The organism is Bradyrhizobium sp. AUGA SZCCT0105 (genome assembly GCF_018129565.1).
GTDB lineage: Bacteria > Pseudomonadota > Alphaproteobacteria > Rhizobiales > Xanthobacteraceae > Bradyrhizobium.
This window is the reverse complement of the sequence record NZ_JAFCMK010000006.1, coordinates 398479-425256: the sequence shown is the minus strand read 5'-3', so window position 1 is coordinate 425256 and position 26778 is coordinate 398479. Positions and strand designations below refer to the sequence as shown.

27 protein-coding genes are annotated in these 26778 nt (G+C 64.3%); 12 read left to right on the top strand and 15 right to left on the bottom strand.

The window, feature by feature from the left end; genetic code table 11:
• Positions 1-10: 10 nt before the first annotated feature.
• From JQ573_RS28065 to JQ573_RS28040, 6 genes are all read right to left on the bottom strand, one after another.
• Complete coding sequence (locus JQ573_RS28065; protein ID WP_212314718.1) at positions 11-1354, bottom strand: pyruvate dehydrogenase complex dihydrolipoamide acetyltransferase; 1344 nt, start codon at positions 1352-1354, stop codon at positions 11-13.
• A 2-nt stretch (positions 1355-1356) separates the two neighbouring features.
• Positions 1357-1662, bottom strand: coding sequence for a DUF5076 domain-containing protein (locus tag JQ573_RS28060; protein WP_021079261.1), 306 nt, complete (start codon positions 1660-1662; stop codon positions 1357-1359).
• A 5-nt stretch (positions 1663-1667) separates the two neighbouring features.
• The gene (locus tag JQ573_RS28055; RefSeq protein WP_212314720.1) at positions 1668-3062 is read right to left on the bottom strand and encodes a pyruvate dehydrogenase complex E1 component subunit beta; all 1395 of its coding nucleotides are present in this window, start codon (positions 3060-3062) and stop codon (positions 1668-1670) included.
• Positions 3063-3107: 45 nt separating this feature from the next.
• Complete coding sequence (gene pdhA / locus JQ573_RS28050; protein ID WP_212314721.1) at positions 3108-4127, bottom strand: pyruvate dehydrogenase (acetyl-transferring) E1 component subunit alpha; 1020 nt, start codon at positions 4125-4127, stop codon at positions 3108-3110.
• Between the two features lie 206 nt (positions 4128-4333).
• Positions 4334-4651, bottom strand: coding sequence for a septum formation initiator family protein (locus tag JQ573_RS28045; protein WP_092114550.1), 318 nt, complete (start codon positions 4649-4651; stop codon positions 4334-4336).
• A gap of 167 nt (positions 4652-4818) precedes the next feature.
• On the bottom strand, positions 4819-5370 hold the full coding sequence (locus tag JQ573_RS28040; protein WP_212314722.1) for an NADPH-dependent FMN reductase: 552 nt from the start codon (positions 5368-5370) through the stop codon (positions 4819-4821).
• Between the two features lie 254 nt (positions 5371-5624).
• Here JQ573_RS28040 and JQ573_RS28035 point away from each other — a divergent pair, with 254 nt between their 5' ends.
• Positions 5625-6740 (top strand): D-alanine--D-alanine ligase family protein, encoded by a 1116-nt coding sequence (locus tag JQ573_RS28035; RefSeq protein ID WP_212314723.1) that lies wholly within the window; start codon positions 5625-5627, stop codon positions 6738-6740.
• A gap of 10 nt (positions 6741-6750) precedes the next feature.
• Here JQ573_RS28035 and JQ573_RS28030 read toward each other — a convergent pair whose 3' ends face one another.
• Positions 6751-7890 carry a zinc-binding dehydrogenase gene (locus JQ573_RS28030; RefSeq protein WP_212314724.1) on the bottom strand — a complete coding sequence of 380 codons (1140 nt, stop codon included), beginning with the start codon at positions 7888-7890 and terminating at the stop codon, positions 6751-6753.
• Positions 7891-7938: 48 nt separating this feature from the next.
• Positions 7939-9222 carry a phosphopyruvate hydratase gene (gene eno, locus JQ573_RS28025; RefSeq protein WP_212314725.1) on the bottom strand — a complete coding sequence of 428 codons (1284 nt, stop codon included), beginning with the start codon at positions 9220-9222 and terminating at the stop codon, positions 7939-7941.
• 122 nt (positions 9223-9344) lie between these two features.
• Here eno and queF point away from each other — a divergent pair, with 122 nt between their 5' ends.
• The 3 genes from queF (at position 9345) to JQ573_RS28010 (ending at position 10739) form a co-directional block, all read left to right on the top strand.
• Positions 9345-9821, top strand: coding sequence for a preQ(1) synthase (gene queF, locus JQ573_RS28020; protein WP_212314726.1), 477 nt, complete (start codon positions 9345-9347; stop codon positions 9819-9821).
• Positions 9822-10140: 319 nt separating this feature from the next.
• Positions 10141-10323, top strand: a complete 183-nt coding sequence (locus JQ573_RS28015) for a DUF1059 domain-containing protein (protein ID WP_212314728.1) — start codon at positions 10141-10143, stop codon at positions 10321-10323.
• A gap of 119 nt (positions 10324-10442) precedes the next feature.
• On the top strand, positions 10443-10739 hold the full coding sequence (locus JQ573_RS28010) for an antibiotic biosynthesis monooxygenase (protein ID WP_212314730.1): 297 nt from the start codon (positions 10443-10445) through the stop codon (positions 10737-10739).
• Positions 10740-10843: 104 nt separating this feature from the next.
• Here JQ573_RS28010 and JQ573_RS28005 read toward each other — a convergent pair whose 3' ends face one another.
• Positions 10844-11044 carry a hypothetical protein gene (locus JQ573_RS28005; RefSeq protein WP_212314732.1) on the bottom strand — a complete coding sequence of 67 codons (201 nt, stop codon included), beginning with the start codon at positions 11042-11044 and terminating at the stop codon, positions 10844-10846.
• 46 nt (positions 11045-11090) lie between these two features.
• On the opposite strand from JQ573_RS28005, the gene JQ573_RS28000 reads away from it, so the two are divergent.
• Together JQ573_RS28000 and JQ573_RS27995 are read left to right on the top strand one after the other, a co-directional pair.
• On the top strand, positions 11091-14216 hold the full coding sequence (locus tag JQ573_RS28000; RefSeq protein ID WP_212314734.1) for a hypothetical protein: 3126 nt from the start codon (positions 11091-11093) through the stop codon (positions 14214-14216).
• Positions 14217-14438: 222 nt separating this feature from the next.
• Positions 14439-14801, top strand: a complete 363-nt coding sequence (locus tag JQ573_RS27995; RefSeq protein WP_212314736.1) for a response regulator — start codon at positions 14439-14441, stop codon at positions 14799-14801.
• Positions 14802-16101: 1300 nt separating this feature from the next.
• Here JQ573_RS27995 and JQ573_RS27990 read toward each other — a convergent pair.
• Both JQ573_RS27990 and kdsA read right to left on the bottom strand, forming a co-directional pair.
• Positions 16102-17310 carry an MFS transporter gene (locus JQ573_RS27990; protein WP_212314738.1) on the bottom strand — a complete coding sequence of 403 codons (1209 nt, stop codon included), beginning with the start codon at positions 17308-17310 and terminating at the stop codon, positions 16102-16104.
• Positions 17311-17325: 15 nt separating this feature from the next.
• Positions 17326-18192, bottom strand: coding sequence for a 3-deoxy-8-phosphooctulonate synthase (gene kdsA, locus JQ573_RS27985; RefSeq protein ID WP_212315456.1), 867 nt, complete (start codon positions 18190-18192; stop codon positions 17326-17328).
• A gap of 157 nt (positions 18193-18349) precedes the next feature.
• On the opposite strand from kdsA, the gene JQ573_RS27980 reads away from it, so the two are divergent.
• Positions 18350-18685, top strand: coding sequence for a PAAR domain-containing protein (locus tag JQ573_RS27980; protein WP_212314740.1), 336 nt, complete (start codon positions 18350-18352; stop codon positions 18683-18685).
• 56 nt (positions 18686-18741) lie between these two features.
• On the opposite strand, the gene JQ573_RS27975 is transcribed toward JQ573_RS27980, so the two are convergent.
• A complete protein-coding gene (locus tag JQ573_RS27975) occupies positions 18742-19068 on the bottom strand; it encodes an NIPSNAP family protein (RefSeq protein WP_212314741.1) in 327 nt (108 codons plus the stop codon).
• 255 nt (positions 19069-19323) lie between these two features.
• On the opposite strand from JQ573_RS27975, the gene JQ573_RS27970 reads away from it, so the two are divergent.
• From JQ573_RS27970 to JQ573_RS27960, 3 genes are all read left to right on the top strand, one after another.
• A complete protein-coding gene (locus tag JQ573_RS27970; RefSeq protein ID WP_212314742.1) occupies positions 19324-19998 on the top strand; it encodes a response regulator transcription factor in 675 nt (224 codons plus the stop codon).
• Positions 19995-21374: a HAMP domain-containing sensor histidine kinase gene (locus tag JQ573_RS27965; protein ID WP_212314743.1), complete on the top strand. Its 1380-nt coding sequence runs from the start codon at positions 19995-19997 to the stop codon at positions 21372-21374. The genes JQ573_RS27970 and JQ573_RS27965 overlap by 4 nt, the downstream gene beginning before the upstream one ends.
• 103 nt (positions 21375-21477) lie before the next feature.
• Positions 21478-22140 carry a class I SAM-dependent methyltransferase gene (locus JQ573_RS27960; protein WP_212314744.1) on the top strand — a complete coding sequence of 221 codons (663 nt, stop codon included), beginning with the start codon at positions 21478-21480 and terminating at the stop codon, positions 22138-22140.
• 19 nt (positions 22141-22159) lie between these two features.
• Here JQ573_RS27960 and JQ573_RS27955 read toward each other — a convergent pair whose 3' ends face one another.
• The gene (locus tag JQ573_RS27955) at positions 22160-23791 is read right to left on the bottom strand and encodes a CTP synthase (protein ID WP_097676323.1); all 1632 of its coding nucleotides are present in this window, start codon (positions 23789-23791) and stop codon (positions 22160-22162) included.
• A gap of 167 nt (positions 23792-23958) precedes the next feature.
• Positions 23959-24348 carry a preprotein translocase subunit SecG gene (gene secG / locus JQ573_RS27950; RefSeq protein ID WP_092114570.1) on the bottom strand — a complete coding sequence of 130 codons (390 nt, stop codon included), beginning with the start codon at positions 24346-24348 and terminating at the stop codon, positions 23959-23961.
• Positions 24349-24552: 204 nt separating this feature from the next.
• Between secG and JQ573_RS27945 the strand changes: the two genes are divergently transcribed.
• Both JQ573_RS27945 and JQ573_RS27940 read left to right on the top strand, forming a co-directional pair.
• Positions 24553-25119 (top strand): XRE family transcriptional regulator, encoded by a 567-nt coding sequence (locus JQ573_RS27945; protein ID WP_212314745.1) that lies wholly within the window; start codon positions 24553-24555, stop codon positions 25117-25119.
• Between the two features lie 3 nt (positions 25120-25122).
• Positions 25123-25656, top strand: coding sequence for a GNAT family N-acetyltransferase (locus JQ573_RS27940; RefSeq protein ID WP_212314747.1), 534 nt, complete (start codon positions 25123-25125; stop codon positions 25654-25656).
• Positions 25657-25835: 179 nt separating this feature from the next.
• Here the strand turns inward: JQ573_RS27940 and tpiA are convergent, their stop codons facing one another.
• Positions 25836-26588, bottom strand: a complete 753-nt coding sequence (gene tpiA / locus JQ573_RS27935) for a triose-phosphate isomerase (RefSeq protein WP_212314749.1) — start codon at positions 26586-26588, stop codon at positions 25836-25838.
• Positions 26589-26778 lie beyond the last annotated feature (190 nt).

Genomic DNA, 26778 nt, shown 5'->3' with positions numbered 1-26778 from the left:
CTGATGCCCGTCACACCATCATCATCACGGGGTTTTCGATCAGCTGCTTGAAGGCGCCGATCAGCTCGGCACCGAGCGCGCCGTCGATCGCGCGGTGATCGCACGACAGGGTCACGCTCATCATGTGCGCGATCTCGATCTTGCCGCCGCGCACCACCGGACGTTCCTCCGAAGTGCCGACCGCGAGGATCGAGGCATGCGGCGGGTTGATCACGGCGGTGAAGTGGTTGATGCCGTACATGCCGAGGTTCGACACCGCGGTGGTGCCGCCCTGGTATTCTTCCGGCTTCAGCTTGCGGGCGCGGGCGCGCGCGGCGAAATCCTTCATCTCGTTGGAGATGGTCGACAGCGTCTTGGTCTCGGCCTTGCGGATGATCGGCGTGATCAGGCCGCCCGGCATCGCCACCGCGACGCCGACGTCGGAATGCTTGTGCTTGAGCATGCCGCCCTCGGTCCAGCTGACGTTGCAGTTCGGGATCTTCTGCAGCGCGACCGCCATCGCCTTGATGACGAAGTCGTTGACCGAGATCTTGTAGAGCGGCTTCTTCTCCTTGTCCTTCGGCGCAGCCGCGTTGATCTCCTCGCGCGCGGCGAGCAGCTTGCCGATGTCGCAGTCGATGGTGAGGTAGAAGTGCGGGACGTTCTGCACCGAGGCGGTGAGACGCTGCGCGATGGTGCGGCGCATGCCGTCATGCGGCACGACCTCGTAGGAGCCCGGCTCGAACAGCGCCAGGATCTGCTTGTCGGACATTGACGGTGCGATGCTGGGACCTGTGGCGGCCGGCGCCTTCAGGCCCTTGCCGGACTTGGCGTCGTCGACGTCGCGCGCGATGACGCGGCCGTGCGGACCGGTGCCGGTGATGCGGCCGAGATCGATGCCGGCTTCCTTGGCAAGCCGCCGTGCCAACGGCGAGGAGAACACGCGAGCGTGGCCATTGGCCTGCGCGGCCGGTGCAGCAGCCTGCGGCGCAGCGGCGGGCGCTGCGGCCGGCTGCGGCGCCGGCGCAGCCGCCGGTGCAGGCGCGGCCTCAGCGGCAGGCTTCGGGGCCTCGGCGGGCTTGGCGGCTGGTGCAGCGCCCGCTCCGGCGCTGGCCGCCGCCTTCACATCCTCGCCGTCACCGGCCATCACGGCGATGACGTCGTTGACCGGCACGTCCTGGGTGCCCTCGGGCACCAGGATCCTGGCGATCGTGCCTTCGTCGACCGCCTCGACTTCCATCGTCGCCTTGTCGGTCTCGATCTCCGCGATCACGTCGCCGGACTTGACCTTGTCGCCCTCTTTCTTGAGCCACTTGGCGAGGTTGCCCTTTTCCATCGTCGGCGACAGCGCGGGCATGAGAATATTGATCGGCATTGTCAGTGACCTTGTTGCGACCGCGGTTTGGTTTGGCCCATGTCGGTCGGCCGGGCGATTTCGGCTTCGAACATCTCGACGATGCGCGCGAGCGCCTCGTCTTCGGTGTATTCACTCTCGCGCGAATAGGCGCGTGCGGCGTGGCGGGCGATGTCGACGAGCATCAGTCCCCACATGTCCGGCTCCTCGAAGGCGCGCTGGAACGCGATCGACAGGCCGCCGTCGACGACGAAGGCGCGTAGCACCTCGACGGCGTCGTCGCGGCCCATCACGTCGGGCGGCAGCGGCTGCTCCTTGGGACCGGCCATCAGCGTTACCGGTACGACACGGCCTTGGCGGCCGCGACCACCTCGGCGACGGAGGGCAGAGCGAGCTTTTCGAGGTTCGCAGCATAGGGCATCGGCACATCCTTGCCCGAGACGCGCGCGACCGGCGCATCGAGATAGTCGAAGGCATGCTCCATGATGCGCGAAGCGACCTCGGAGCCGACGCCGCTCTGCTGCCAGCCCTCCTCCACCGTCACCGCACGGCCGGTCTTCTTCACCGAATTGATGATCGTCTCGGTGTCCATCGGACGGATGGTGCGAAGATCGATCACTTCGGCCTCGATACCTTCCTTGGCGAGTTCATCGGCGGCCTTCAGCGCATAGGACATGCCCATCGCCCAGGAGACGATGGTGACGTCCTTGCCGGCGCGGGCAATCCGCGCCTTGCCGATCGGCACCACGAAATCGGGCAGCTTCGGCACCTCGCCGGTGTGGCCGTACAGCATCTCGTTCTCGAGGAAGACCACCGGATTTGGATCGCGGATCGCGGCCTTGAGCAGGCCCTTGTAGTCGGCAGCCGAGTACGGCGCGATCACCTTGAGGCCCGGGATCTGCGAGTACCAGGCGGCGTAGTCCTGGCTGTGCTGGGCAGCAACGCGCGCGGCGGCGCCGTTCGGGCCGCGGAACACGATCGAGCAGCCCATCTGGCCGCCGGACATATACAGCGTCTTGGCGGCGGAGTTGATGATCTGGTCGATCGCCTGCATCGCGAAATTCCAGGTCATGAACTCCACGATCGGCTTCAGCCCGGCCATCGCTGCGCCGACGCCGACGCCGGCAAAGCCGTGCTCGGTGATCGGCGTGTCGATCACGCGGCGGGCGCCGAACTCCTGCAACAGGCCCTGCGTTACCTTGTAGGCGCCCTGATACTCGGCGACCTCCTCACCCATGATGAAGACGTCGCCGTCGCGCCGCATCTCCTCGGCCATCGCATCGCGCAGCGCCTCGCGAATGGTCTGGGTGACCATCTCGGTACCCGCCGGAATTTCCGGGTCGGGCAAGGCTTCGCTGACCGGCGCGGCCGGCACCTTCGCCGCGGGCTGCGGCGCTTCCGCCTTGGCTTCCGCGGCGGGAGCCTCCGTGGCCTTCGGCTGCGGCGCCGGTGCGGCAGGCGCCTTAGCGAGGTCGGCGGCGCTTTCGCCGTCGGCCAGGATGGTGGCGATCGGCGTGTTCACCGCAACGTCGGCGGTGCCTTCCGGAATCAGGATCTTGCCGAGCGTGCCCTCGTCCGTCGCCTCGACCTCCATCGTCGCCTTGTCGGTCTCGATCTCGGCGATGACGTCACCGGACTTGATGGTCTCGCCTTCCTTTTTCAGCCATTTGGCGAGGTTGCCCTTCTCCATGGTGGGCGACAGCGCAGGCATCAGCACTTGAATGGGCATATCAGCTCCCGAAATCGGTCTTGAGATTCTTCTGCGCGGGTGGGGTCAGCGGTAGATGTCGGTGTAGAGCTCGGACGGATCCGGCTCCGGATCGTGCTGCGCGAAGTCAGCGGCTGCGTTGACGATCTCGCGCACCTCGGCGTCGATCGCCTTCAAATCCTGCTCGCTCACGCCTGCCGCCAGCAAGCGGTTGCGCACCTGCTCGATCGGGTCCTGGTCGTGGCGGACCTTCTCGACCTCCTCGCGGGTGCGGTACTTCGCCGGATCGGACATCGAATGGCCGCGGTAACGGTAGGTCTGCATCTCCAGAATGATCGGACCGTTGCCGCCGCGGCACCATGCCGTGGCCTCATCGGCGGCAGCCTTCACGGCGCGCACATCCATGCCGTCCACCTGCTTGCCGGGAATGTTGAACGAAACGCCGCGCTTGGAGAAGTCCTGCTGCGCCGAGGCGCGCGACACCGCGGTGCCCATCGCGTAGCGGTTGTTCTCGATGACGTAGATCACCGGCAGCTTCCACAGCTCCGCCATGTTGAAGCTTTCGTAGACCTGACCCTGGTTGGCCGCGCCGTCGCCGAAATAGGTCACGCTGACGTTATCGTTGCCGCGATAGCGATTGGCGAACGCAAGGCCGGTGCCGAGCGAAACCTGCGCGCCCACAATTCCGTGACCGCCGTAGAAATGCTTCTCCTTGCTGAACATGTGCATGGAGCCGCCCTTGCCGCGGGAATAGCCGCCGCGGCGTCCGGTCAATTCCGCCATCACCCCCTTGGCTTCCATGTCGCAAGCCAGCATGTGGCCGTGGTCGCGGTAGCCGGTTATGACCTCGTCGCCCGGCTTCAGCGCCATCTGCATGCCGACCACGACCGCTTCCTGGCCGATATAGAGATGGCAGAAGCCGCCGATCGCACCCATGCCGTAGAGCTGACCGGCCTTCTCCTCGAAGCGCCGGATCAGGAGCATGTCCCGCAGTGCCTTCAGCTCCTGCTCCCTGGAGAATTCGGGTGGAGAGCCGGCCTTCTCCTGCCCTGATTCCTTTGCGACGGTTTTCTTGGGTGTGGCCATGGCAATTCCGGGTGAGAGAAGTCGAAGAACCCTCTCTAACCCAACTCAAATCGCCTTGGAAGGATTGCATTCGCCGGATGGAATTTTGCTATGCCGCACTGCAACGCGGCGCGACATTTTTGTGATGTTGATTGATCAATTTTGAAATTTGAAGAACGGGCGCGAGTTAATTTCGGACAAGCGCTGTCCAAAAATCACTGCCGGTGTCAGTTCGCCTTGTTGATCCGAACCAGATCGCGCGGATTGGCGTAGTCGAGCTGAAAGCGCGCACGCTCGTCCAGCATGTCGGGATCGACCCGGTCCGACCGTAGCAGCGACACCCGCTGCTCGCCCTCGGCCCGCTCCTTCTTCAGCCGCGCCAGCTCCGAGGTCAGCGCGATGATTTCCTGGTCGAGCTCCTGCCGCGCGTTCAGGCCATATTTACCGGTGTAGGCGTTGACGCCGAAATAGCCGACCATCAGCGCCGCCAGCGTGTAGAGGGCGAGCCCGGTCAGAATCGATTTGAGGCGTGTGCGGGAAACCATGGCCGCGAAGATGCGGCCATGCGGTTAACGGAGTGCTAAACCAGAGCGTTTTCGAGCGAAGCCTGTCCCGGACTTGATCCGGGATGGATAGCGGTTCGCGCGCAGAAAACCCGTCAAAACAACAAGCCTGGAGCCCCGCTCCGATTCAATCGGAACGGGGCGCCGGGTCAGCCGTTCTGCTTCGCGACGAAGGCGGCGAAGGCGTCGAGGTACTGCTGCAACACCGTCTTGAGCGCTTCCTTGGTCAGTTCGCCCTTGTCGTCGAAGGCATCGCCGACGCCGTTGAGATAGGTTTCCGGCTGACCGAGGATCGGGCCGGAAATGCCCGGCAGGATGTTCTGCAGGTGCTTCGCCGCGCTGACGCCGCCGAGCGGCCCCGGCGAGTTGGAGATGATGCCGACCGGCTTGCCGATGAACGAGCTCTTGCCATAGGGCCGCGAGGCGACGTCGATCGCGTTCTTCAGCACGCCCGGGACCGAGCGGTTGTATTCGGGGGTCACGAACAGCACGCCGTTCGACTTCTGCAGCTTCTCGCGAAAGGCCAGCCAGTCCGCCGGCGGCGCCGCCTCGAGGTCCTGGTTGAAGAAGGAAATGCCCTCGAGGGTCGTCACATCGAGCTTCAGCGAGGCCGGCGCGAGCTTGGCCAGCGCATTGGCGATCTTGAGCGAGAAGCTCTGCTTGCGGATGCTGCCGACGATGGTGACGATGTTATAGGCCATTGCAGGTACCCCTGGGGTGCACGTGAAACTGAATTGGTCATCTTCACGTACCGGCAAGGCAAGAAAGATGCAAGTGCATGGATCGTCCAATTCCGGAAACGCAGTGTTTTCAAAATTGGGCTGGACGCCGGCCTCCAGCCGTCCACCCGGCCCCGCAACACCGACGTAGGCCTGTGTAACAAATTGCCGACATCTTCGTCCGAGCATACTGCAGCGGATTCCCGCTTCCTCCGCCGCGGCCGAGAGACAAGACAATGCGAGAGCGCAAGACACGGGTTGCAATCCTGTTCGGCGGCCGATCGGCCGAGCATGACGTTTCGCGGGCGTCGGCCGCAAACGTGCTTCGCTCGCTCGACCCGGATCGCTATGACGCCACGGCGATCGGCATCACCCGCGATGGCCGCTGGATCGTCACCGACGCGGGAAACGGCGCCGGCACCGGGAGCGGCGCGCTGACCATTCCGGACCAGGGACAGCAACTCGCCTTGCTGCCGGGCGGACAGGGCCGCGTCGTGGTACTCCAGGGACCGGCGGCGGGACCAACGGAATTGCCGGCATTCGACGTCGTCTTCCCGGTCCTGCATGGCCCGAACGGCGAGGATGGCACGGTGCAGGGTGCGCTGGAATTGTCCGATGTCGCCTATGTCGGCTCGCGCGTGATGGGCTCGGCGGCCGGAATGGACAAGGACGTCGCCAAGCGCCTGATGCGCGAGGCGGGGTTGCCGATCGTCCCTTTTGTCGCGATGTCGGCCGTGGCCCCCATCAGCTATGACGACACGGTCAGGGCGCTGGGGTCGCAGGAGGTCTTCGTCAAGCCCGCCAACATGGGATCATCGGTCGGCGTGTCGAGGGCGCGCACCGCGGAGGAGTTCGAAGCCGGCTGCAGATTGGCGTTCCGCTTCGACACCAAGATCCTGATCGAGCGCGGTGTCTCGCCGATCCGCGAGGTCGAGTGCTCCGTGATCGAGGATGCCGAGGGCCGCGTCCATGCCTCCCTGCTCGGCGAGATCGTTCCGTCCGACAAGCACGGCTTCTATTCCTACGACGCGAAGTATCTGGATGCGGACGGCGCGCTGCTGCAGGTGCCGGCCAACGTGCCGGCTGCCGTCGCCGAAACCATCAGGGAGCTCGCCATCAAGACATTCCGCGTGCTCGGCTGCGAAGGCATGGCGCGGATCGACTTCTTCCTGCACGGCGAGCAGGCCTTCGTGAACGAGGCGAACACCCTGCCGGGCTTCACCAACATCAGCATGTATCCGCGGCTGTGGGAGGCCAGCGGCCTGCCGCAATCCGAGCTGATGGATGTCCTGATCGGCCACGCCCTGGAGCGTCACAAGCGCTCCAGGAAGCTGGCATTCGAGCGCGAGTAGACGCGGTTCGTTACGCGCCCTTGTTCGGATTGATCAGGAATTTCTCGCCGGTGGCGCGCTTGCTGTAGACCGCGATGTTGTCGAGCTGCAGGGTCTCCTGCAGCGACACCACCTTGGTGTAGTGGCTGGCGAAGGTCGTCTTCAGCTCGGCCACCACGCGCTGGCGCAACTTGTTGCCGGCCTCCGGGCCGATCTTCATCAGGAACGGGAACAGCAGCCAGCCGCCGATGCCCCAGGCCATGCCGAAGCCGCGCGGCAGCTCGATGTCGCGGGTATCGAGGCCGCCATAGACATAGACCTGCTTGTGCACATTCGAGCCGTAGCGGCTGTAGACCTTGGCGGTCTTGTTGATCGCGGTCTCCATCGCGACCAGTATCTGGCCGGCGAGCTTGCCGCCGCCGATCGCATCAAAGGCGATGGTCGCGCCGGTCTCGACCAGCGCGCCTGTGAGCTTGTCCATGAAATCGGGCGCGCTGGAATCGACGACATGTTTGGCGCCGATCTTGTGCAGGATGTCGGCCTGCTCCTTGTTGCGCACGATGTTGACGAGGCCGATGCCATCCTTGAGGCAGATCTTGTTGAGCATCTGGCCGAGGTTCGACGCCGCCGCCGTGTGCACCAGCGCCTTGTGTCCCTCGCGCCGCATCGTCTCGGTCATGCCGAGCGCGGTCAGCGGATTGACGAAGCAGGACGCGCCTTCCGTCGGCGTGGTGCCGTCGGGCAGCGGCAGGCATTCGTTGACCCGCAGCGTGCGGTATTGCGCATACATCGCGCCGCCGATCATCGCGACGGTGCGGCCCATCAGCGCTTTCGCCGCGTCCGACGAGCCGGTCCTGATCACGACGCCGGCGCCTTCATTGCCGACCGGCATCGACTCGTCGAGCCGCGCGGCGAGGCCAGGCAATGCCGCTTCCGGCACGCGGGCGGTCACCACAGGCAATTCCTTGCTGCCGGTGACCTTTGCCGCCGCCATGTTGGCCGGGCCGATCAGGAGCCCGAGGTCGGACGGGTTGATCGGGGTCGCCTCGACCCGGACCACGACCTCGTCGGGACCGGGCTCGGGGGTCGGGACATTGACCAGCGACAATTCCAGTTCGCCATCCTTCTTGAGCAGCGAACGCAGCTGCAGACCGCTCTTGCCGTCACTCATCCCGACCTCCCTTTTTTGCGTCTTGTTCAGTCCCGATCAGTTGGGGCGCTAGGCCAGCGCCTTCAAGGCCGCCCCGCCCGCGTATTTCGCCTGGGTGCCGAGCTGCTGCTCGATGCGCAGCAGCTGGTTGTACTTGGCGGTGCGGTCGGAGCGCGCCAGCGAGCCGGTCTTGATCTGCCCGCAATTGGTGGCGACCGCGAGGTCGGCAATCGTGGAGTCCTCGGTCTCGCCGGAGCGATGCGACATCACGGCGGTGTAGCCGGCCTTGTAGGCCATCTCGATCGCCGCGAGCGTCTCGGTCAGCGTGCCGATCTGGTTGACCTTGACCAGGATCGAATTGCCGCGGCCGTTCTTGATGCCGTCGGCAAGCCGCGTGACGTTGGTGACGAACAAATCGTCGCCGACCAGCTGGCACTTCTTGCCGATCGCATCCGTCAATTCCTTCCAGCCGTCCATGTCGTCTTCCGACATGCCGTCCTCGATCGTGACGATCGGATAGCGGCTGACGAGGTCCGCGAGATACTTCACCTGCTCCGAACGCGAGCGGGTCTTGTTCTCTCCGCCGTAGACGTAGGCGCCTTCCTTGAAGAATTCGGTGGAGGCGCAGTCAAGGCCGAGCACGACGTCGTCGCCCGCCTTGTAGCCGGCCTTGCCGATCGCGTTCATGACAAACTCGAGCGCGGCGTCGGCCGACGGCAGGTTCGGTGCGAAGCCACCCTCGTCGCCGACATTGGTGTTGTGGCCGGCCTTCTTCAATTCGCCGCGCAGCGTGTGGAAGATTTCCGAACCGCAACGCAGCGCTTCGGCGAACGACGTGGCGCCGACCGGCAGGATCATGAATTCCTGGAAGTCGATCGGGTTGTCGGCATGCACGCCGCCATTGATGATGTTCATCATCGGCACCGGCAGCGTCCGCGCCGAGGTGCCGCCGACATAACGATACAGCGGCATGTCGAAGGATTCGGCGGCCGCCTTGGCGCAGGCCAGCGACACGCCGAGGATAGCGTTGGCGCCGAGCCGGCTCTTGTTCGGCGTGCCGTCGAGCTCGATCATGATCTGGTCGATCGCGACCTGCTCCTCGACGGCCTGGTCGCTGAGCGCCTCGAAGATCTCGCCGTTGACGGCGGCAACCGCCTTTTCCACGCCCTTGCCGAGATAGCGCGACTTGTCGCCGTCGCGCAGTTCCACCGCCTCATGGGCGCCGGTGGACGCGCCGGACGGCACCGCAGCACGGCCGATTGACCCATCCTCCAGCACCACATCGACCTCGACCGTGGGGTTGCCGCGGCTATCCAGGATTTCGCGGCCGATGATGTCGACGATGTCAGTCATGAGTACCTCTTGTGGCAGTGAGGGGGTCGGATGGCGGTGCTTCTAGCGCAATGCATCGAGGGGGAAAAGGCCGGGTGACGGACGCCCGATCATAGGCTAGGAGACCCCCACGGAGACCCCGAATGGCGAAGAAATCCAGCAAATCGACGACCTCCCCCGGCCTGCAACTCGGCCGTGCGGTGGAATGGCCCGACGCGCCGGAAAAGGCGCAGCTCGACCGCGTGTCCAATCCGCAGACTGGTACCGATTATCTGGTACGCTTTACGGTGCCGGAATTCACCTCGATCTGCCCGGTGACGGGCCAACCGGATTTCGCGCATCTGGTGATCGACTATGTGCCGGGCCGCTGGCTCTTGGAATCCAAATCGCTGAAGCTGTTCGCCGCGAGCTTCCGCAATCACGGCGCATTCCATGAGGATTGCACGGTCATGATTGGCCGGCGGATATCAGACGAGGTCAAGCCGAAATGGCTGCGCATCGGCGGCTACTGGTATCCGCGCGGCGGCATTCCGATCGACGTGTTCTTCCAGACCGGCCGGCTGCCGAAGGGTCTCTGGGTTCCCGATCAGGGCGTCGCGACTTATCGCGGGCGGGGATAGGTCGGGCCCCTTTCAGTTCGCCACGTCTGCTGATCCTCGGAAGCCGGCGCAGAAGCCGACATGCATGTCGGCCCTGGGCGAGGAACTGACATGGCGCACCTTTCGATGTATGATATGTTCGTTCGAGCATGGCTGCTCCAATGTGGTCGAAGCGACCATGATCGAAGACCATCGACACGCTCGTTGTCGGCGGCGCGTAAGCTGGCCGGCCATGAGCCATCATTTGAAGAAGTCAGGCATAGCGAGCAGCCGCGGGCATTATCGTGAGTGGGAGTAGTTCAGGACGGCGAATAGTTTACTCGTATTGATGGAGGCAGATTTGGGTAGAATGTTTGTGGATTGCCGAGAATACCCAAGTGAGATGAACTGCACGATCGCGATTTCAGCTGATACTCAAAAGGAGCTTCTGGAAGCGGCGGTACAACACGCTGTCGCGGTGCATGGCCATCAAGATAGTCCGGAATTGCGCCATGAATTGGCGAAGATGATAAAGACCCAGTAGGCAGGCCAATCGGTCAGTGACCGCCGCGAAGCGGAAGTGAATGCATCCGCTTTCAACTTGCGCGACCCACGTAGGCGCGCTTCCTCTACGGGAGCGTCTCAGTGCTTTGGGAGAAGAAGGTGACCGCTTTCAATGCTGTGCGTTTTCGAGTGAAGCCGGGGCGCGATCAAGAGTTCTTGGACGCTCACAAGACAATTGGAGCAACGTGGCCGGGTCTATTGCATGCCAGCATTATTAAGACCGGTGACCGTTCCTACTGCATTATCGCCGAGTGGCAAAATATGGACGCGTGTACTGAGGCGCGGCCAGCCATGATCTCCACTCTGAATTCTTTTCGCGACACGCTCGAAGACCTCGGCAACGGTCTCGGCGTAACCGATCCGGTTGCGGGTCCGGTCATCTTATCTTTGAAATAACAGTTGCGGGGATGAGCGGGCCGAGATGACCTGAGGGATCGCCGGGGCTCGACGTCTGGCAGCGCGCCGGCATCAGCCGGACACCGTTGCTTCAGGAATCTCGCTCAGATGAAGCCGAGCATCGCGGCGGATGAGACCAGCGTCGCTGGTCTTGCCGTGCTGATTTTCGCAGCAATACTTTCGTGATGCGCGCGGAACAAGCGCGAAAGCGCTTGAGCTATCGGGACGATTCGCAATCGCGAAAAGGTTCCGCCATCGTTGCAAAAATTCGCGCGGCCAATCGTCACATGCACGTCGTCCACCACGCGTTTCCTCCCGTTTCCAAACATTGCAAACCCATGGAGGATCGACATGGTCACGATCAGCGGGATGAAGACGTTCGCGTCGGGGACATCGATTGGCGCGACGGCTCCGGATTCCATCACGACGGCTAACGGAACGATCTTCGTCGAATACGGCAATGGCGCGGACTCGACCGGTGCCGGCGGCTCGAGCACGATCGTGCAATACGACAACAGCGGCAAAGTCGAGCGAACCTACACGATCGCCGGGTCGGTCGACGGACTGAAATACAACCCTTACACCGGGCAGATTTGGGCGCTGCAGAACCAGGATGGCAACTCCACGCTGACGCTGATCGATCCCGTCACGCACAAGGTGACCGGTCCGCTGAGTTTTGCCAATCCCTCCGCGACCAGCGGCTACGATGACGTCGTATTCGACGGCAACAGGGTGTTCCTGAGCTACACCAATCCGAACGGCGCCGGCGATCGGACGCTGGTGGAATTGCTGAACGGCGACCATCCGAGCGGCACACTGCTGACGACGACGATCCTGACCGACGGCGCCACCGGCCTCGACACGGCGACCGGCAAGACCGAGCTCGTTCCGCAATCCGATCCGGATTCGCTGAAGCTCGCAGCCAATGGCGATCTGATCTTCTCCAGCGCAGCCGATGGCTCGATCATCGATATCCAACGCCCCGGAACGGCCAGCCAGGCGATTTCGTTCACGCCGATCGCCGGAATCCCGGCAGCCTCCGTCGGCAATGCCGGCCTTGATGACGTGATCAAGCCGACTGCGACGGCGGGCACGTTCTACATGACCGATACGAAGTCGGGGAACGTCTACTCATTCCACGCCAGCGGCCTCAACACCAACGACTACTACGCCGCGGTTGCCAGTCTCGGCGGCTTTGGCCAGGTCGATCCGACCACCGGCGCCTTCACGCCGATCGTCACCGGGCCAAATTTTGCCGCCGCGCACGGCCTGCTCTTCATTCCCGACAAGAATGCGCCGCAGGTGGCGCATGTCGATGCGATCCATACCTTCGCCAGCGCTCCAAACGGGGTGACCGGGCTCGACTCGATCACGATCGCCGGCAAGTACGTGTTCGTGGAGTACGGCAACGGCGTCGACTCGACCGGAGCGGTGCCCGGCGACAGCACGATCATCCAGTATGATCACGCCGGTCATTTCGTGCACGCCTATTCGATCGAGGGTTCGGTCGACGGACTGAAGTACAATCCCGAAACCGGCATGGTATGGGCGTTGCAAAACCAGGACGGCCGTTCCTCGCTGTCGCTGATCGATCCCAACACCCAGACAGTGACGGCTCACTTCAACTACGCCAATCCGTCTATCTCGCGCGGCTATGACGACGTGGTGTTCAAGGGCAACGAGGTATTCCTGAGCTACACCAACCCGACCGGCAACGGCGATCCGACCATCGTCAAATTGCTGAACGGCACCAGCCCGAAACCCGGCGACCTCCTCACCACCGCTCCCGTGCTGCTCGACGGCGCGATCGGCTACGACACCGTCACCGGCAAGATGGAGTTGGTGCCGCAGACCGATCCGGACTCGCTGAAGCTCGCCGCCAACGGCGATCTGATCTTCTCCAGCAACGCCGATGGCGCGATCATCGATATCCAGAATCCCGGTACCTCCAAGCAGGCGATTGCCTTCACCCCGATCCAGGGAATTCCCGCGGGCTCGATCGGCAATGCCGGCCTCGACGACGTCATCAAGCCGAACGCGACGTCGGGCACGTTCTACATCTCTGACGCAAAGGACGGCCACGTCCTGTCGGTGCATGTCAGCGACCTCGATCCCAACGCTTACTATGCATCCGTCGGTGCGCTCGGCGCCTTCGGTCAGGTCGACGAGAACACCGGCGCCTTCACCGCGCTGGTCTCGCAGGACAATGCACCGGGCTTCAGCTTCGGCTCGCCGCATGGCGTGGTGTTCGTCGCCGACAAGAACGCTGCGCCGTTTCCACATATCGACAGCGTCAAGACCTTCCAGGCTCCCACCGACGGATCGACCCAGCCGGATTCCGTCACCACCGCGCACGGCTCGACCTTCGTCGAGTACGGCAATGGCGCGGATTCGACCGGCGCCGGCGGCTCGAGCACGATCGTCCAGTATGACAAGCACGGCGACATCGAGTTCAGCTACTCGCTGTCAGGATCAGTCGATGGCCTGAAATACAACCCGGTGACGGGCGATATCTGGGCGTTGCAAAACCAGGATGGCAATCCCACCCTGACGATGATCAACCCGGAGACGCATGCGGTCTCGGCTCCGCTCAGCTATGCCGATTCGTCGGCCAGCCGTGGCTATGACGACGTCGTGTTCAAGGGCGACAAGGTGTTCCTGAGCTTCACCAACCCGGTCAATCCGGGCGATGCGACCGTGGTCCAGCTCCTCAACGGCGATCATCCGACCGGCACGCTGACCACCAAGCCAATCCTCGAATTCGGCGCGACCGGGCTCGACACCGTGACCGGCAAGATCGAGGTCGTGCCGCAAAACGATCCCGACTCGCTGAAGCTTGCGCCGAATGGCGATCTGCTGCTGTCGAGCGGCGACGACGGCACCATCATCGACATCAAGGCCCCCGGAACCACCCACCAATCGGTGTCATTCACGCCGATAGCCGGCGTCGGCGCCAAGGCCGGCCTCGACGACGTCATCGAGCCGGGCGCCAAATCCGGTACCTTCACCCTGACCGATACGGCGACCAACAAGGTCTTTTCGTTCCACGCAACAGGGCTGAACCCCGACGATTTCTATGCCTCGGTTGGAAGCCTGAAGGCGTTCGGTCAGGTCGACCCGCACACCGGCACCTTCACGCCGCTGCTGTCCGCCGACAACGCGCCGGGATTCAACTTCAGTTCGCCGCATGGCGTCAGCTTCACGCCCGATCCCTCGCCGGCTCCGGTTGCGCCCGACCATGGCGGCACATGGGTCAGTGCCGCCGGCGATGGCTTTGCATTCGCCAGCGGCGGCCACACCGGCGATGCGGCCAACAACGCCCCGCACGGCTTCTTCGGAGGCCGCCCCTCAGCCGCGGACACGCTTGCGCAGCTTGCGTCCGATGTCTCTCAAACGGCGCATGGCGGCCCTGAGGTGGATCATGACCTTTCGGCGATCTATGCCGCGATGGGCATGCACACCTTCCATCTGATCTAACGGTCGGAAACCCATGATGGGCTGCGAGGGGATACGACGTTCCTCTCGCAGCTCCGCCCACTCTGAGCGGCTCGCGAGCGCGTCCGCCGGGCGCGTCTGCCGGGCGCGTCTGCCGTGGCGACGCGAGATTGTTGAGTAGCCAACAGGAACTGAGCCACCAATGCCGAATTAGCCTAGGTCAATTTGCGTCCCACGCAAATCACAACCGGGCTTGCACATTTGATGACACGCTCGGCCGTTCTCGTCGTCGAAGACGATTTCCTGATCCGCATGCAGGCCGCCGACATGGTCGAGGCCGCTGGGTTCCACTCCATTGAAGCCCAGAACGCCGACGACGCGATCGCGATCCTTGAAACGCGTGACGACATCCGGGTGATTTTCACCGATATCCAGATGCCCGGCTCGATCGACGGCTTGAGGCTTGCGCATGTCGTTCGCCATCGTTGGCCGCCGATTGCGATCATTGCCACGTCAGCCACCGACGTAACCCTCGACGACCTCCCGGCCGGCGGTCATTTCATTGCCAAGCCGTACAGCCTCGCCGACGTCGGGATGCACCTCCGGCAGGTTACGGCTGACCAATAGTGGCGATTGCGCACCGGCGTCACCTGGACGCCGATTGGGTGCTGCGGTTCGGCATGTGATCAATGCGCGAGAGATCAGGATGTACGGCCTGTCATGACTCGGCTCCGTTGTCGAACATGTTGCGAAAGCCGCGCGGCAGCCGCGCCTCGCCTTCAGGCTTATTGCAATGAGGACATGGCGACCCGGCCCCACAACACGTGCAGGCGTCGGGACCTGTCCATGGCTGATCCTCGTGGCTCTCACAGACCCAGCGCGTGTCCTCACAAAGGATGCAATGACCGATCATGACAGCTGGGCGGACGTGCGGAACAATCGCCAGCCCAAATAGCTAAAAGTGCCCGACCATTGATGCACCAATCTGGCGCAATGAACGCAGTGAAATTTTCCACTGCGATCATTGCGATCCTGTGAGGCTTCATATGTGGCGCCACAGCTCTCGCAGGAAAAATATACTGAAATGTGAGGTAAACTGATCATTTGGCTGCGCTGCTCCCTGATTGGGGCGAAAGCGCAACCGGCGTTCTCATCACCGATAGAAGCCACGGGCCGGGCGGCGATGCGGAAAGCATACGCCGATCCGGCTGGCAACGATAGGGCCACGATCAAAAGCGATGCGGTGGACATCCGGTCTGAACACCGACGGATGCTTCATTCAAGGTCGAGACCACCATTGAAGCCGCTCTGCGGCGACATTCGATGTCACGGTATCCGCACCTGGCATTTCAAACATTGAAAGCAGCAGATCTCCGGATCAATGCAAGCGAAGCCGGCTGGCACATGGTCAGCGCGCGTCCCACTATCGCCTCTCACATAAGCATAGCCATCCGCCTGAGACAGAATAGCTACGTCGAGGCTCCCGCAGCGCGGGCACTCCAAGTCTACGGTCCATCTATCGCGCGCGACCATGGGTCAATATTGCCTCGTTGGAACGACGTTGATCAGGCTTCGGTGTCGAGCTTTGCCATGATCACGTTAATGGTGGGGCTGATTGTCGCCACTGACGAGATATTGCAGCTCCGGCGCGCTAACCACGCTAGACGACCACAGCGACCAAGCAGAGCAGAAGAAATAGCGGCACGATGACCGGCGGCACAATTCAGTCGGTCAAGCGACGTCCGGATAACGCGCACGCTCCTTCATCACCACGGCGGGAGCGTTCGTTACCCTCGGTCACCGTTAGAGGCCGCGTTGGAAGCACGGTGATAGGGCACGGTACGCGCATCTTGTTTGAATAGCGAGCACTAAGGCGACTGAGCGACACAATGCCTTGATGCTTGTGTGTCCATGACTTGAGGGATCGCTAGGGCTCGACGTCCGGGCGCAGGTCGGCGTCGGCCGGTCGCCGCTGCTTCAAGAATCTCGCGCAGATGAAGCCGAGCACGACCATCACGACGGCGGCGGAGACGAGCGTCGCGGTCTTGCCGGCATGCTGCAGGCCGAAGCCATAGGCGATCGGGCCGACGGTCTGGCCCATGAAGAAGAAGAACGAGTGCAGCGACAGCGCGGTGGCGCGCGCCTCGACCGACAGCTCGCTGGCGAACACCTGCAGGCAGCCATGGATCATGTAGAAGCCGAGGCCCATCACCAGGAGGCCCGCCATCTGCAGCTTCCAGTGCGGCCCGAAGGCGACGCCGACAAGCTGTATGCCGACCAGCGTTGCGCCGACGACCATCATGCCCCTCACGCCGATCAACGGCAGCAGGCGCGCCACCGTGAGCGTGTAGAGCAATCCGCCGATCGCAAAGCCTGCGATCACGATACCGGCGATCGAGAGCGAGGTTTCGCCGAGCTCGAACAGGAATGAAGCGATGAAGGGAAACAGCCCGAGCACGCAGCAGCCTTCGATGAAGACCGCCGAATAGCAGATCCGCGCGTTCGGATTGGTGAAGATGGTGCGATAGCCGTGACGCAGCGCCTTCAGGCTGGTGCGCGGCGGACGGTTCAGCGCAGCGCCGCGGAAGCCGGCCGCAACCGCCAGTGCTACGATGATCACGAGGCCGCCGAGCACGGCGAGCACACCGCGCCAGCCGAGGAAATCGCCGATCAGACCGGAGGCCGTGGCGCCGAGCAGGTTTCCGGTCATCGAACCTGCGAGCGTTCGCCCGATCGCAAGCTGCCGCTTGTCGGGACCGACGAGATCGCTGGTCAGCGACAGCGCCACCGGAAACACGCCGCCCGAGCCGATGCCGGCGAGGACGCGGGTCACGAACAGCATCGGAAACGAGGTCGAGAGCGCGCCGAGGATGTTGGCAACGCCGAGCAAGCCGAGGCAGATCGTCATCAGCCGCGCCTTGCCGAACAAGTCGGCGGCGGCGCCGATTGCCGGCTGGACCGCGGCAAAGGTGAAGGCGAACACCGCGGCAAAGCTCGCCGCGGTCGCGATGCTGACGCCGAAATCCTCCGCGACATGCGGCAGCACCGGATCGAGTGCGCGCACCGACAGGCTCGCCGCGAAGGTCGCCAGCGTGATGACGTTGAGGGCCGGCGGCATGCCGCTCGTTGCGGTCATGTCGTTGTCCGCCGGTCAGGCTGCCGTCTTGGCGAGCGCGTCGAACTGCATCAGCCGCTTGACGAGGGATTCGAAGTCGCGGAGTGGCACCATGTTGGGGCCGTCGGACGGCGCGTGATCCGGATCGGGATGGGTCTCGATGAACACGCCGGCAACGCCGACCGCGACCGCGGCGCGCGCCAGCACCGGTACGAATTCGCGTTCGCCGCCCGAGGACGTGCCCTTGCCGCCCGGCTGCTGCACCGAATGGGTGGCGTCGAAGATCACAGGCGCGCCGGTGGTGCGCGCCAGGATCGGCAGCGCGCGCATGTCTGACACCAGCGTGTTGTAGCCGAACGACGCGCCGCGCTCGGTGACCAGCACATTGGCATTGCCGGCGCCGGTGATCTTGCTGACCACATTGGTCATGTCCCATGGCGCCAGGAACTGGCCCTTCTTGACGTTGACGACCTTGCCGGTCGCAGCCGCAGCCAGCAGCAGATCGGTCTGCCGGCACAGGAAGGCCGGGATCTGCAGCACATCGACCGCCTGCGCCGCTTCAGCGCACTGGTCGGGCTCATGCACGTCGGTCAGCACCGGCAGCCCGAGCGAAGAACGGATCTCGGCGAAGATCGGCAGCGCCTGCTTCAGCCCGATGCCGCGCGCGGCCGACGCGCTGGTGCGGTTCGCCTTGTCGAAAGAGGTCTTGTACACCAGCCCGATCTTGAGCCTGGCCGCGATCTCCTTCAGTGCGGACGCCACTTCGAGCGCGTGCGCGCGGCTCTCGAGCTGGCAGGGACCGGCGATGATCGAGATCGGCAAGGCGTTGCCGAATTTCGCCGATCCGACGGCAACGATCGGCGCGGCGGCTGGCGCGGAAACCTGATTGGTCAAATGCTGCATCCTTTTGCCGGCGACCATGCAATCCCGCGCCGGATGGATCAAGCCATCCGGCACGATGAGGGGGTTGCGCTGACGCCGTGGGTGCGCCGTGCTATCACAATCCTGCCCCAACCGCCCCTATAGACTGGTGCGGAACAGATTCCCAATGAGGAACGAAATGCGTATCCCGCTGACGATCGGAGCTGTCGCCGCCCTGTCGGCAATGTCTGGACTGGCCTACGGCCAAACCAGCAGCCAGCCCGGGGTCGTCACCGGCGGCGCCGCAGGCGTCACCATCAACGGCAAGCCGGCCGCGCGCAGCGGCGACACCACCAGCAATGGCGGTGCGCTGGTCGAGGGCGTGCCCAACGTCCTGATCAACGGCAAGCCGGCCGTGGTGATGGGCGACCGCACGCATTGCGGCGGCAAGACGACCTCAGGCAGCCACGGCGTCTTCATCAACGGCAAACCGATGGTGACCCAGGGCGATCAGACCTCGGGCTGCCCGCAATAACTGCCCGGTGACCGGGCGCGACGAGGCCTCGTCATCGCGCCCCGATCGCTACCGCATCACTTGACCGCTGAGAACGACGTCGGCACCAATAGCTGGTTGACGATGTTGAGAACGATCTGGCCGTCCTCCTCGGTCTTGGCGCGCGCGGTGATCCATTCCGGATCGGTTGCGAACGCGGTCCACTTCTTCTCGCGCTCGGCAAGCGATTCCCAGGCCAGCAGATAGGTCAGTTCCTGGTTGGATTCGCCGACCAGCGTCGTGAAGAAGCCGGCTTGCCTGATACCGTGCTTGTCCCAGAGCTTCAGCGTGATGGTCTCGAAGCGCTTCAGCAGCGCCGGCAGCCGGCCCGGCAGGCAGCGATAGACGCGGGTCTCGTAGATCATTGGCAGTCCTCCCAGATCCAGTTGTGCGGGCGGTTATAGCCAGCGGGTTCCAGACTGTCTTGAGGGGGCGACAACATGGCACCCCTGCTCGTCGGTAGCGGCCATTTCCGCAATGTTGTTGCAATGTTACTTGCCCAAAGCATGCCCAGGAAAAGTGCGAAGCGGTTTTCCGAAATGGGGATGCTCAAGCAAAAGGCTAAAGCGCGCCTCATAGGGGCTTAGCACCGGCCGTACGGGATCTGGACCCAAAAGCACATGCGGATACTGCTGGTTGAAGACGAGGCCGAAATGGCGGCGGCGCTGTCACAGGCGCTGAAGGGCTACGACATGGTCGTCGATCATGTGCCGACCCTTGCCGAGGCCGAGGAAGCGATTTCCGCCGACGTGCATGGCGCCGTCCTGCTCGACCGCCAGCTGCCCGACGGCGACGGCCTCATGCTGATCCCGAAGCTGCGCGCCAAGGCCGCCGGAGTGCCGATCATCGTGCTGACCGCGCGCGGCGACCTCGCCGACCGCATCACCGGCCTCGACAGTGGCGCCGACGACTATCTCGCCAAGCCGTTCGCGGTCGAGGAGCTGTTGGCGCGGCTGCGCGCCGTGCTGCGCCGTCCCGCCGGCGTGCAGTTCGAAATCATCAAGGCCGGCCGGATGGCGTTCGATTGCAGCCATCGCGAGGCCAGCGTCAATGGCCGCCCGCTCGAGCTGCCGCGGCGCGAGCTGCTGGTGCTGGAGACGCTGCTGCGCCGGATGGGCCGCACCGTGCTGCGCGGGACGCTCGAGGAAGCCGTCTACAATTTCGAGGACGAGATTCAGTCGAACGCGCTCGACGCTCACGTCTCGCGGCTGCGGCGCAAGCTCGCCGACTCCGATGCCGGCGTCGAAATCCACAGCATCCGGGGCGTGGGCTACCTGCTGAAGCAGGTATCATGAGCGAACCCGCCGATCACTATTGCCTGCACTCGCAACTGAGCTGGCGCCTGGTTGCACTGCAGGCTGCCCTGCTGACCGGACTCGTGCTCACGGTGCTTGGCGCACTGTGGGCCTCGGGCTTCCTGCTGGTCAATCGGGATGAAGATCGCGTCATCGACGTCGTGCAATCGGCCGTCGCGCGCGACGCGCGGGGCGAACTCGTGCTGCGCCCGACCGACGATCTCAGCAAAGTGCGCGCCGAGATTCCCGATCTCTGGTTCGCGGTGCGGGACCGCGACGGACACACGCTCTCCGAAGGCGACGTGCCCTCCGATTTCGAACGGATCGGCAATGCCCTCGATCATATCAGCCAGGCGCGGCTCGGTTACCAGATGCTGGAGGACAGCCCGAGCAAGCCCGCGGCGCGGCTGAAGCGCGTCAACACCGATGCCGGAAACGTCCAGATTCTGACCGCGACGCAAGGCCGCATGACCGGAACCAAGGCGCTGCTGGTGATGGCGGCGACGTGCCTGGGCTCTACCCTGCCCGGCCTGTTGCTGATGGCGTGCGCCACCTTCATCGCGACGCCGATGGTGGTGCGGCGCGCCTTCGCCGGCATCGAGTCGGCGTCCGACGAGGCCCGCCGGATCGATTTCCGCCAGCGCGGCAGCCGGCTATCGGCTGACCATTTGCCGCTCGAAGTCGCGCCGCTGGTGAGCGCCGTCAACGATGCGCTGAAGCGGCTCGACGACGGCTATTCGCGCCATCAGCGCTTCGTCGCGGACGCCGCGCATGAATTGCGCACGCCGATCGCGATCCTCAACACGCGGCTGGAGTCGCTGCCGCCGGGACCCGAGAAGACCCGCCTGCTCGAGGATGCGGCACGGCTTGCGACGCTCGCCGAGCAGCTGCTCGACATCCAGCGCTTCGATCAGTGTCGCAATCCGTTCGGCCGCGTCGATCTCGTCGCGGTGGCGCGCAGCGTCGCCGCCGACCTCGCACCGCTCGCGATCGCGGCCGGTTACGAATTGTCGCTCGAGACCGCAACCGGTCGGGTCGAGACGCTGGGCGACCGCGCTGCGCTCGAGCGTGCGCTGACCAATCTCGTGCAGAACGCCATCCAGCATGGCGGCCGCCGCGGCACCATCACCATCCATGTCGGTAGCGCCGCGACGATCGACGTGTCAGATGAAGGCAACGGCATTCCGAAGGATGAGCGCACGCGGATCTTCGATCCGTTCTATCGGCTTGCGCCGCTCGACCGCGGCGCCGGCCTCGGACTCAACATGGTGCGCGAGATCGCAAGACTGCATGGCGGTCACGTCTCCGTGCTTGACGGACCGAAGGGCGGCGCGAGCTTCCGTCTCACGTTACCGCCGGCACCGTTCGCGTCGTAACACACGCAACATCGCGCAATGTTGTCGCAATGCAGACCCCGCAAAGAAGAGATCGCGCCGCGCAATCGAGTCGCGGCGCTGCGACACTTTGCTGGGAATCCCAATGGCACATGATCTCCTGTCTTTCTTCACGGCGTGGATGGCAGCCCCCGGCCGCGTCGGCGCCATCGCGCCCTCGGGCACAGCGCTCGCCGAACTGATCACGCGCGACATCAGCGCCAACACCGGTCCGGTGCTGGAGCTCGGTCCTGGAACGGGCGCCTTCACCTATCAGCTGCTGAAGCGCGGCGTGCGCCAGCAGGATCTCACGCTGATCGAATACGGTTCGGATTTCATGCGGCTGCTGCAGCTCCGCTTTCCCGGCGCGCGCGTGCTGTGGATGGACGCTGCGCGGCTGGCTTCGGAACGGCTGTATGAGGGCGCGCCGGTCGGCGCCGTCGTCAGCGGACTGCCGCTGCTCAACATGTCGCCGCGCAAGGTGATCTCGATCGTCAGCGGCGCCTTCAGCTACATGCGTCCCAATGGCGCGTTCTATCAATTCACCTACGGCATGCGCTGCCCGATACCGCGGCCGATCCTCGACCGGCTCGGTCTGCGCGCCACGCTGGTCGATCGCGCCATCCTCAACGTGCCGCCTGCCGCGGTCTACCGGCTGACGCGACGCCCGCAATACAAGCTGATCACGCGCGACGTCAGCCCTGCGGCCGATGCAGGCGTCTCACCGGTCAAGAAGGAACGCCGGGCCAGCGAGGACTGCGCCGTCTGACGGCGCAGTCGATGGCGGCTTACATCAGCCGGCTCTGCTTCGCTGCCGCCTCGATGAACGACGCGAACAGCGGATGCGGCTCAAAGGGCCGCGACTTCAGCTCCGGGTGGAACTGGACGCCGATGAACCAGGGATGGTCCTCGTACTCGACGATCTCCGGCAGCACGCCGTCGGGTGACATGCCGGAGAAACGCAGGCCGTGCTGTTCGAGGCGATCCTTGTAGGCGGTGTTCACCTCATAGCGATGGCGGTGCCGCTCGGATATCTCGGTCGCGCCGCCATAGACCTGCGAGACGCGGCTGCCGCGGTTCAGCGCCGCGGGATAGGCCCCGAGCCGCATGGTGCCGCCGAGGTCGCCGCTCTGCGAGCGCTTCTCGAGCTCGTTGCCGCGCAGCCATTCCGTCATCAGACCCACCAGCGGCTCCTTGGTCGGGCCGAACTCGGTCGAGTTGGCCTCCTCGATGCCAACCAGATTGCGCGCGGCCTCGATCACGGCCATCTGCATGCCGAAGCAGATGCCGAAATACGGCACGTCACGCTCGCGCGCGAACTGCGCCGCGCGGATCTTGCCCTCGGCGCCGCGCTGGCCGAAGCCGCCGGGCACCAGGATGCCGTTGACGTGCTCGAGGAACGGCGCAGGGTCCTCGTTCTCGAACACCTCGCTCTCGATCCAGTCGAGATTGACCTTCACCTTGTTGGCGATGCCGCCATGCGAGAGCGCCTCGATCAGCGATTTGTAGGCGTCCTTCATGCCGGTGTACTTGCCGACGATCGCGATCGTCACCGCGCCTTCCGGATTGCGGACGCGCTCGTTGATGACGTTCCAGCTCTGCAGCGCCGGCGGAATCTTCGCCGTGATGCCGAACGCGGCCAGCACCTCGTCGTCGAGGCCGGCGGCGTGATAGGCCTCCGGCACGGCGTAGATATTGTCGACGTCGCGCGCCTCGATCACGGCGCTCTCGCGCACGTTACAGAACAGGCCGAGCTTGCGCCGCTCTTCCTTCGGGATTTCACGGTCGGTGCGGCACAGCAGGATGTCCGGCTGGATGCCGATCGAGCGCAGCTCCTTGACCGAGTGCTGCGTCGGTTTTGTCTTGAGCTCGCCGGCACTTGGAATGTAGGGCAAAAGCGTCAGGTGAATGTAGACGGCGTGCTCGCGCGGCAGCTCGTTCTTGAGCTGGCGGATCGCCTCGAAGAACGGCAGGCCCTCGATGTCGCCGACCGTGCCGCCGATCTCGACCAGCACGAAATCGTACTCGTCGTTGCCCGACAGCACGAATTCCTTGATCGCGTTGGTGACGTGCGGGACCACCTGGATGGTGGCGCCGAGATAGTCGCCGCGGCGCTCCTTGGTGATGATGTCCTGGTAGATGCGCCCGGTCGTGATGTTGTCGGCCTTGGTGGCCGGACGACCGGTGAAACGCTCGTAATGGCCGAGATCGAGATCGGTCTCGGCGCCGTCGTCGGTCACGAACACTTCGCCGTGCTGATACGGCGACATCGTTCCGGGATCGAGGTTGAGATAGGGATCGAGCTTGCGAAGGCGGACTTTGTAGCCTCGAGCCTGCAGCAGAGCGCCGAGCGCCGCCGATGCCAGACCCTTTCCGAGCGAGGAGACCACGCCGCCGGTGATGAATATGTACCGCGCCATGGGACTTTACCTTTAAGCCGACTCCAGCGATTCGCAAAACGAATCGGCTGTTCCCGGCAAACAATCCACCGGGCTGTGGGTTACATCAAATTGGAAGCGATTTCAGAGCATTGATGGGGATTTCTGATGCAGGATGCCAGCGCTGCATCCTGCATGGCGCCCCTGCTTTATTGCGACCGTGGTGCCTGCGGGCCGCTCGGAGCCTGCTGCCCCTGCTGCTCGTCGGTCTTCTTCAGCGAATCGAGGATGCCGCCGGAGGTCGGTGCAGTGATCGGCGCGCCGCTCGCCGGCTGGGTCTGCGCCGGTGCTCCGGTGCCGATGATCGAACTCGGCTTGCGGTCGTAGCCCGCATACCAGGACAGGAACAGGCTGGTGAGGAAGAAGCCGGCCGCGAGGATCGCGGTGGTCCGCGACAACAGATTCGCGGTGCCGCGGCTCGACATGAAGCCGGCGCCGCCGCCCATGCCCAGGCCGCCGCCTTCGGATTTCTGCAACAAAACAGCGCCGATCATGACGGCGACGATCATGAGATGGATAATGATAACGACAGTCTGCATCGCAAGCCTTCCGTCACAAGCCGCCAAGCGGCCAGACAAACGGCGCTATCGGCTTTGCGGTTTTTCGTGAAGTCGCGCCCTGTTACACGATTGGACCGGGCATTGTCACCCCCGAGATAGTCGCAATGGCGGACATCTCAAGCGGCGCCGATTGCATCGGCCCGAGGCTTGATCGCAACCGGCTCTTTCCATTATAATAGACAAATGGATACTTTGATAGACGATCTGAGCCAACGCCTGGCGCAGCGGATCCGGCTCGAGCGCGACGGCCGGGGCTGGTCGCTGGCCGAGCTTGCCGAACGCTCCGGCGTCTCGAAGGCGACGATCAGCAAGATCGAGCGCGCCGAAGTCAGCCCGACCGCGGTCGTCCTGGTGCGCCTCGCCTCGGCCTTCGACCTTACTCTGGCCGGGCTGATGTTGCGCGCCGAGGGCCAGGGCGAGCGCCTGTCGCGCGCCACCACGCAGCCGGTCTGGAGCGATCCGGAAACCGGCTATCTGCGCCGCCAGGTGTTCAGCCGTCCCGATCATCCGGTCGAACTGGTGCGGGTGGAAATGCCGCCGAAGCAATCCGTGACCCTGCCCGCCTCGTCCTACGCCCATATCCGCCAACTGGTCTGGGTGCTGAGCGGCAGCCTCGTCATCACCGAGGGCGGCGCGCGCAATGTGCTCGGCGCCGGCGATTGCCTCGGCTTCGGGCCGCCCGCCGAGACCATCTTCGCCAACGAAACCAACGCCGGCTGCACCTACGTGGTCGCCCTGGCCCGGAGCTGATGCATGTCGCAGTTCGCCATCAAGCCGCTCGAGGACGGACCGGCGATTCGCCGTGCGCTCGGCGAGCTGTTGATTGAGACCGTCGCCAGCGGTGGCTCCGTCAGCTTCATGCATCCGCTGTCGCCGGACGACGCCGAGGCGTTCTGGCAGGGTTCGCTCGCCGCCGCCGCGCGCGGCGAGCGGGTCGTGCTCGGCGCGTTCGACGGCAATGATCTGATCGGCACCGTGACGCTGCTCTTGAAGCTGCCGCCGAACCAGCCGCACCGCGCGGAGATCGCCAAGATGATGACGCGCGTGAGCCACCGCAACCGCGGCGTGGCGACCGCATTGCTGCGCGCCGCCGAGCAGCTGGCGATCGCGCACGGTCGCACGCTGCTGGTGCTCGACACCGCCGTCGACGACGGCGCCGCGCCACTTTACGAGAAGCAGGGTTTTCAGCTCAGCGGCATCATCCCCGACTACGCGCTGAAGCCGCACGGCGGTCTCACCGGGACGATGATTTATTGGAAGAAGATCGGAACGGCTGCGGCCGCGTAACCAGCAAGCGACCGAAGATGCAGATGGCAGCTTGGTCTCGCAACACTGCCAATCCCGTCACCCTGAGGAGCGCGTAGCGCGTCTCGAAGGGTCGACGGCCACCAGCCGGGCCGTCGATCCTTCGAGACGGCCGCGTTGCGGCCTCCTCAGGATGACGGTGCGGGAGCTTGGCACCCCGCCTAACAGCCCGCCGCGATAGCCAAAAAGTCCGACGCCTTCAGGCTGGCGCCGCCGACCAGCGCGCCGTTGACATTGGCGACGGCCATCAGCTCGGCGGCATTCGACGGCTTCACCGAGCCGCCATAGAGGATCCTGATCCGGTTTCCCTCGCGCTTGAAGCGATCGGTGAGCTGACCTCGGATAAACCTGTGAACTTCCTCGACATCCCCAGCGGTCGGGGTCAGGCCGGTGCCGATTGCCCAGACCGGCTCATAGGCCACCACCAGATTGGCCGCGGTCGAGCCGTCGGGCAGCGAGCCCGCAAGCTGGGTGCCGCAGACGTCGAGCGTCTTGCCGGCGTCGCGCTGCTCGCGCGTCTCGCCGATGCAGACGATCGCGGTCAGCCCGGCACGCCAGACGGCCTCCGCCTTCTGCCGAATCAAGGCATCGGTCTCGCCATGATCGGCGCGCCGCTCGGAGTGGCCGACGATGATGGCGACCGCGCCGAGGTCTTTGAACATTTCCGCCGAGAGGTCGCCGGTGTGGGCGCCCGACGCCTTCGGATGGCAATCCTGGGCGCCGACGGCGACCTTCGAACCACGCGCCTTGTCGGCAAAGGCCCCGACCAATGTCGCCGGCGGACAGACCAGGAGATCGGCCTTCCCGGCGACTTCGCCGGCGCCGGCCAGCATCGCGTCGAACTCGGCAAAAGAGGATTTCAGGCCGTTCATTTTCCAGTTGCCGGCGATCAGCGGCCGGATGGCGTCGGTCATGTCGGATTTCCCATCATTCAAGCGTGCCCCTGCGCTATCAGAGCCGGGCGGCGACTTCCAGAGTGCGGCTTCGCGCCTGCCGTGCGACGCTTCCGCCCGCGCGCCCGAGGTTGCGGGGGGACACGAGCCACTTTATAAGCGTTTTCAATTCGGTGACGCCCTGCTGCTGGACAAAAAGTCCCAACTTTTA

Excerpts from the sequence above, each read along its gene's own strand:
- JQ573_RS28040 (WP_212314722.1), bottom strand. The coding sequence starts at position 5,370 with ATGGCCTATAACATCGTCACCATCGTCGGCAGCATCCGCAAGCAGAGC.
- eno (WP_212314725.1), bottom strand. The coding sequence starts at position 9,222 with ATGACTGACATCGTCGACATCATCGGCCGCGAAATCCTGGATAGCCGC.
- JQ573_RS27980 (WP_212314740.1), top strand. The coding sequence starts at position 18,350 with ATGCGTATCCCGCTGACGATCGGAGCTGTCGCCGCCCTGTCGGCAATG.
- JQ573_RS27955 (WP_097676323.1), bottom strand. The coding sequence starts at position 23,791 with ATGGCGCGGTACATATTCATCACCGGCGGCGTGGTCTCCTCGCTCGGA.
- JQ573_RS27975 (WP_212314741.1), bottom strand. The coding sequence starts at position 19,068 with ATGATCTACGAGACCCGCGTCTATCGCTGCCTGCCGGGCCGGCTGCCG.
- JQ573_RS27995 (WP_212314736.1), top strand. The coding sequence starts at position 14,439 with ATGACACGCTCGGCCGTTCTCGTCGTCGAAGACGATTTCCTGATCCGC.
- JQ573_RS28030 (WP_212314724.1), bottom strand. The coding sequence starts at position 7,890 with ATGAGTGACGGCAAGAGCGGTCTGCAGCTGCGTTCGCTGCTCAAGAAG.
- JQ573_RS28035 (WP_212314723.1), top strand. The coding sequence starts at position 5,625 with ATGCGAGAGCGCAAGACACGGGTTGCAATCCTGTTCGGCGGCCGATCG.
- JQ573_RS28000 (WP_212314734.1), top strand. The coding sequence starts at position 11,091 with ATGGTCACGATCAGCGGGATGAAGACGTTCGCGTCGGGGACATCGATT.
- tpiA (WP_212314749.1), bottom strand. The coding sequence starts at position 26,588 with ATGACCGACGCCATCCGGCCGCTGATCGCCGGCAACTGGAAAATGAAC.
- JQ573_RS28055 (WP_212314720.1), bottom strand. The coding sequence starts at position 3,062 with ATGCCCATTCAAGTGCTGATGCCTGCGCTGTCGCCCACCATGGAGAAG.
- JQ573_RS28065 (WP_212314718.1), bottom strand. The coding sequence starts at position 1,354 with ATGCCGATCAATATTCTCATGCCCGCGCTGTCGCCGACGATGGAAAAG.
- JQ573_RS27965 (WP_212314743.1), top strand. The coding sequence starts at position 19,995 with ATGAGCGAACCCGCCGATCACTATTGCCTGCACTCGCAACTGAGCTGG.
- JQ573_RS28045 (WP_092114550.1), bottom strand. The coding sequence starts at position 4,651 with ATGGTTTCCCGCACACGCCTCAAATCGATTCTGACCGGGCTCGCCCTC.
- JQ573_RS27960 (WP_212314744.1), top strand. The coding sequence starts at position 21,478 with ATGGCACATGATCTCCTGTCTTTCTTCACGGCGTGGATGGCAGCCCCC.
- secG (WP_092114570.1), bottom strand. The coding sequence starts at position 24,348 with ATGCAGACTGTCGTTATCATTATCCATCTCATGATCGTCGCCGTCATG.
- JQ573_RS27940 (WP_212314747.1), top strand. The coding sequence starts at position 25,123 with ATGTCGCAGTTCGCCATCAAGCCGCTCGAGGACGGACCGGCGATTCGC.
- queF (WP_212314726.1), top strand. The coding sequence starts at position 9,345 with ATGGCGAAGAAATCCAGCAAATCGACGACCTCCCCCGGCCTGCAACTC.
- JQ573_RS27970 (WP_212314742.1), top strand. The coding sequence starts at position 19,324 with ATGCGGATACTGCTGGTTGAAGACGAGGCCGAAATGGCGGCGGCGCTG.
- JQ573_RS27990 (WP_212314738.1), bottom strand. The coding sequence starts at position 17,310 with ATGACCGCAACGAGCGGCATGCCGCCGGCCCTCAACGTCATCACGCTG.
- pdhA (WP_212314721.1), bottom strand. The coding sequence starts at position 4,127 with ATGGCCACACCCAAGAAAACCGTCGCAAAGGAATCAGGGCAGGAGAAG.
- JQ573_RS27945 (WP_212314745.1), top strand. The coding sequence starts at position 24,553 with ATGGATACTTTGATAGACGATCTGAGCCAACGCCTGGCGCAGCGGATC.
- JQ573_RS28060 (WP_021079261.1), bottom strand. The coding sequence starts at position 1,662 with ATGGCCGGTCCCAAGGAGCAGCCGCTGCCGCCCGACGTGATGGGCCGC.
- kdsA (WP_212315456.1), bottom strand. The coding sequence starts at position 18,192 with ATGCAGCATTTGACCAATCAGGTTTCCGCGCCAGCCGCCGCGCCGATC.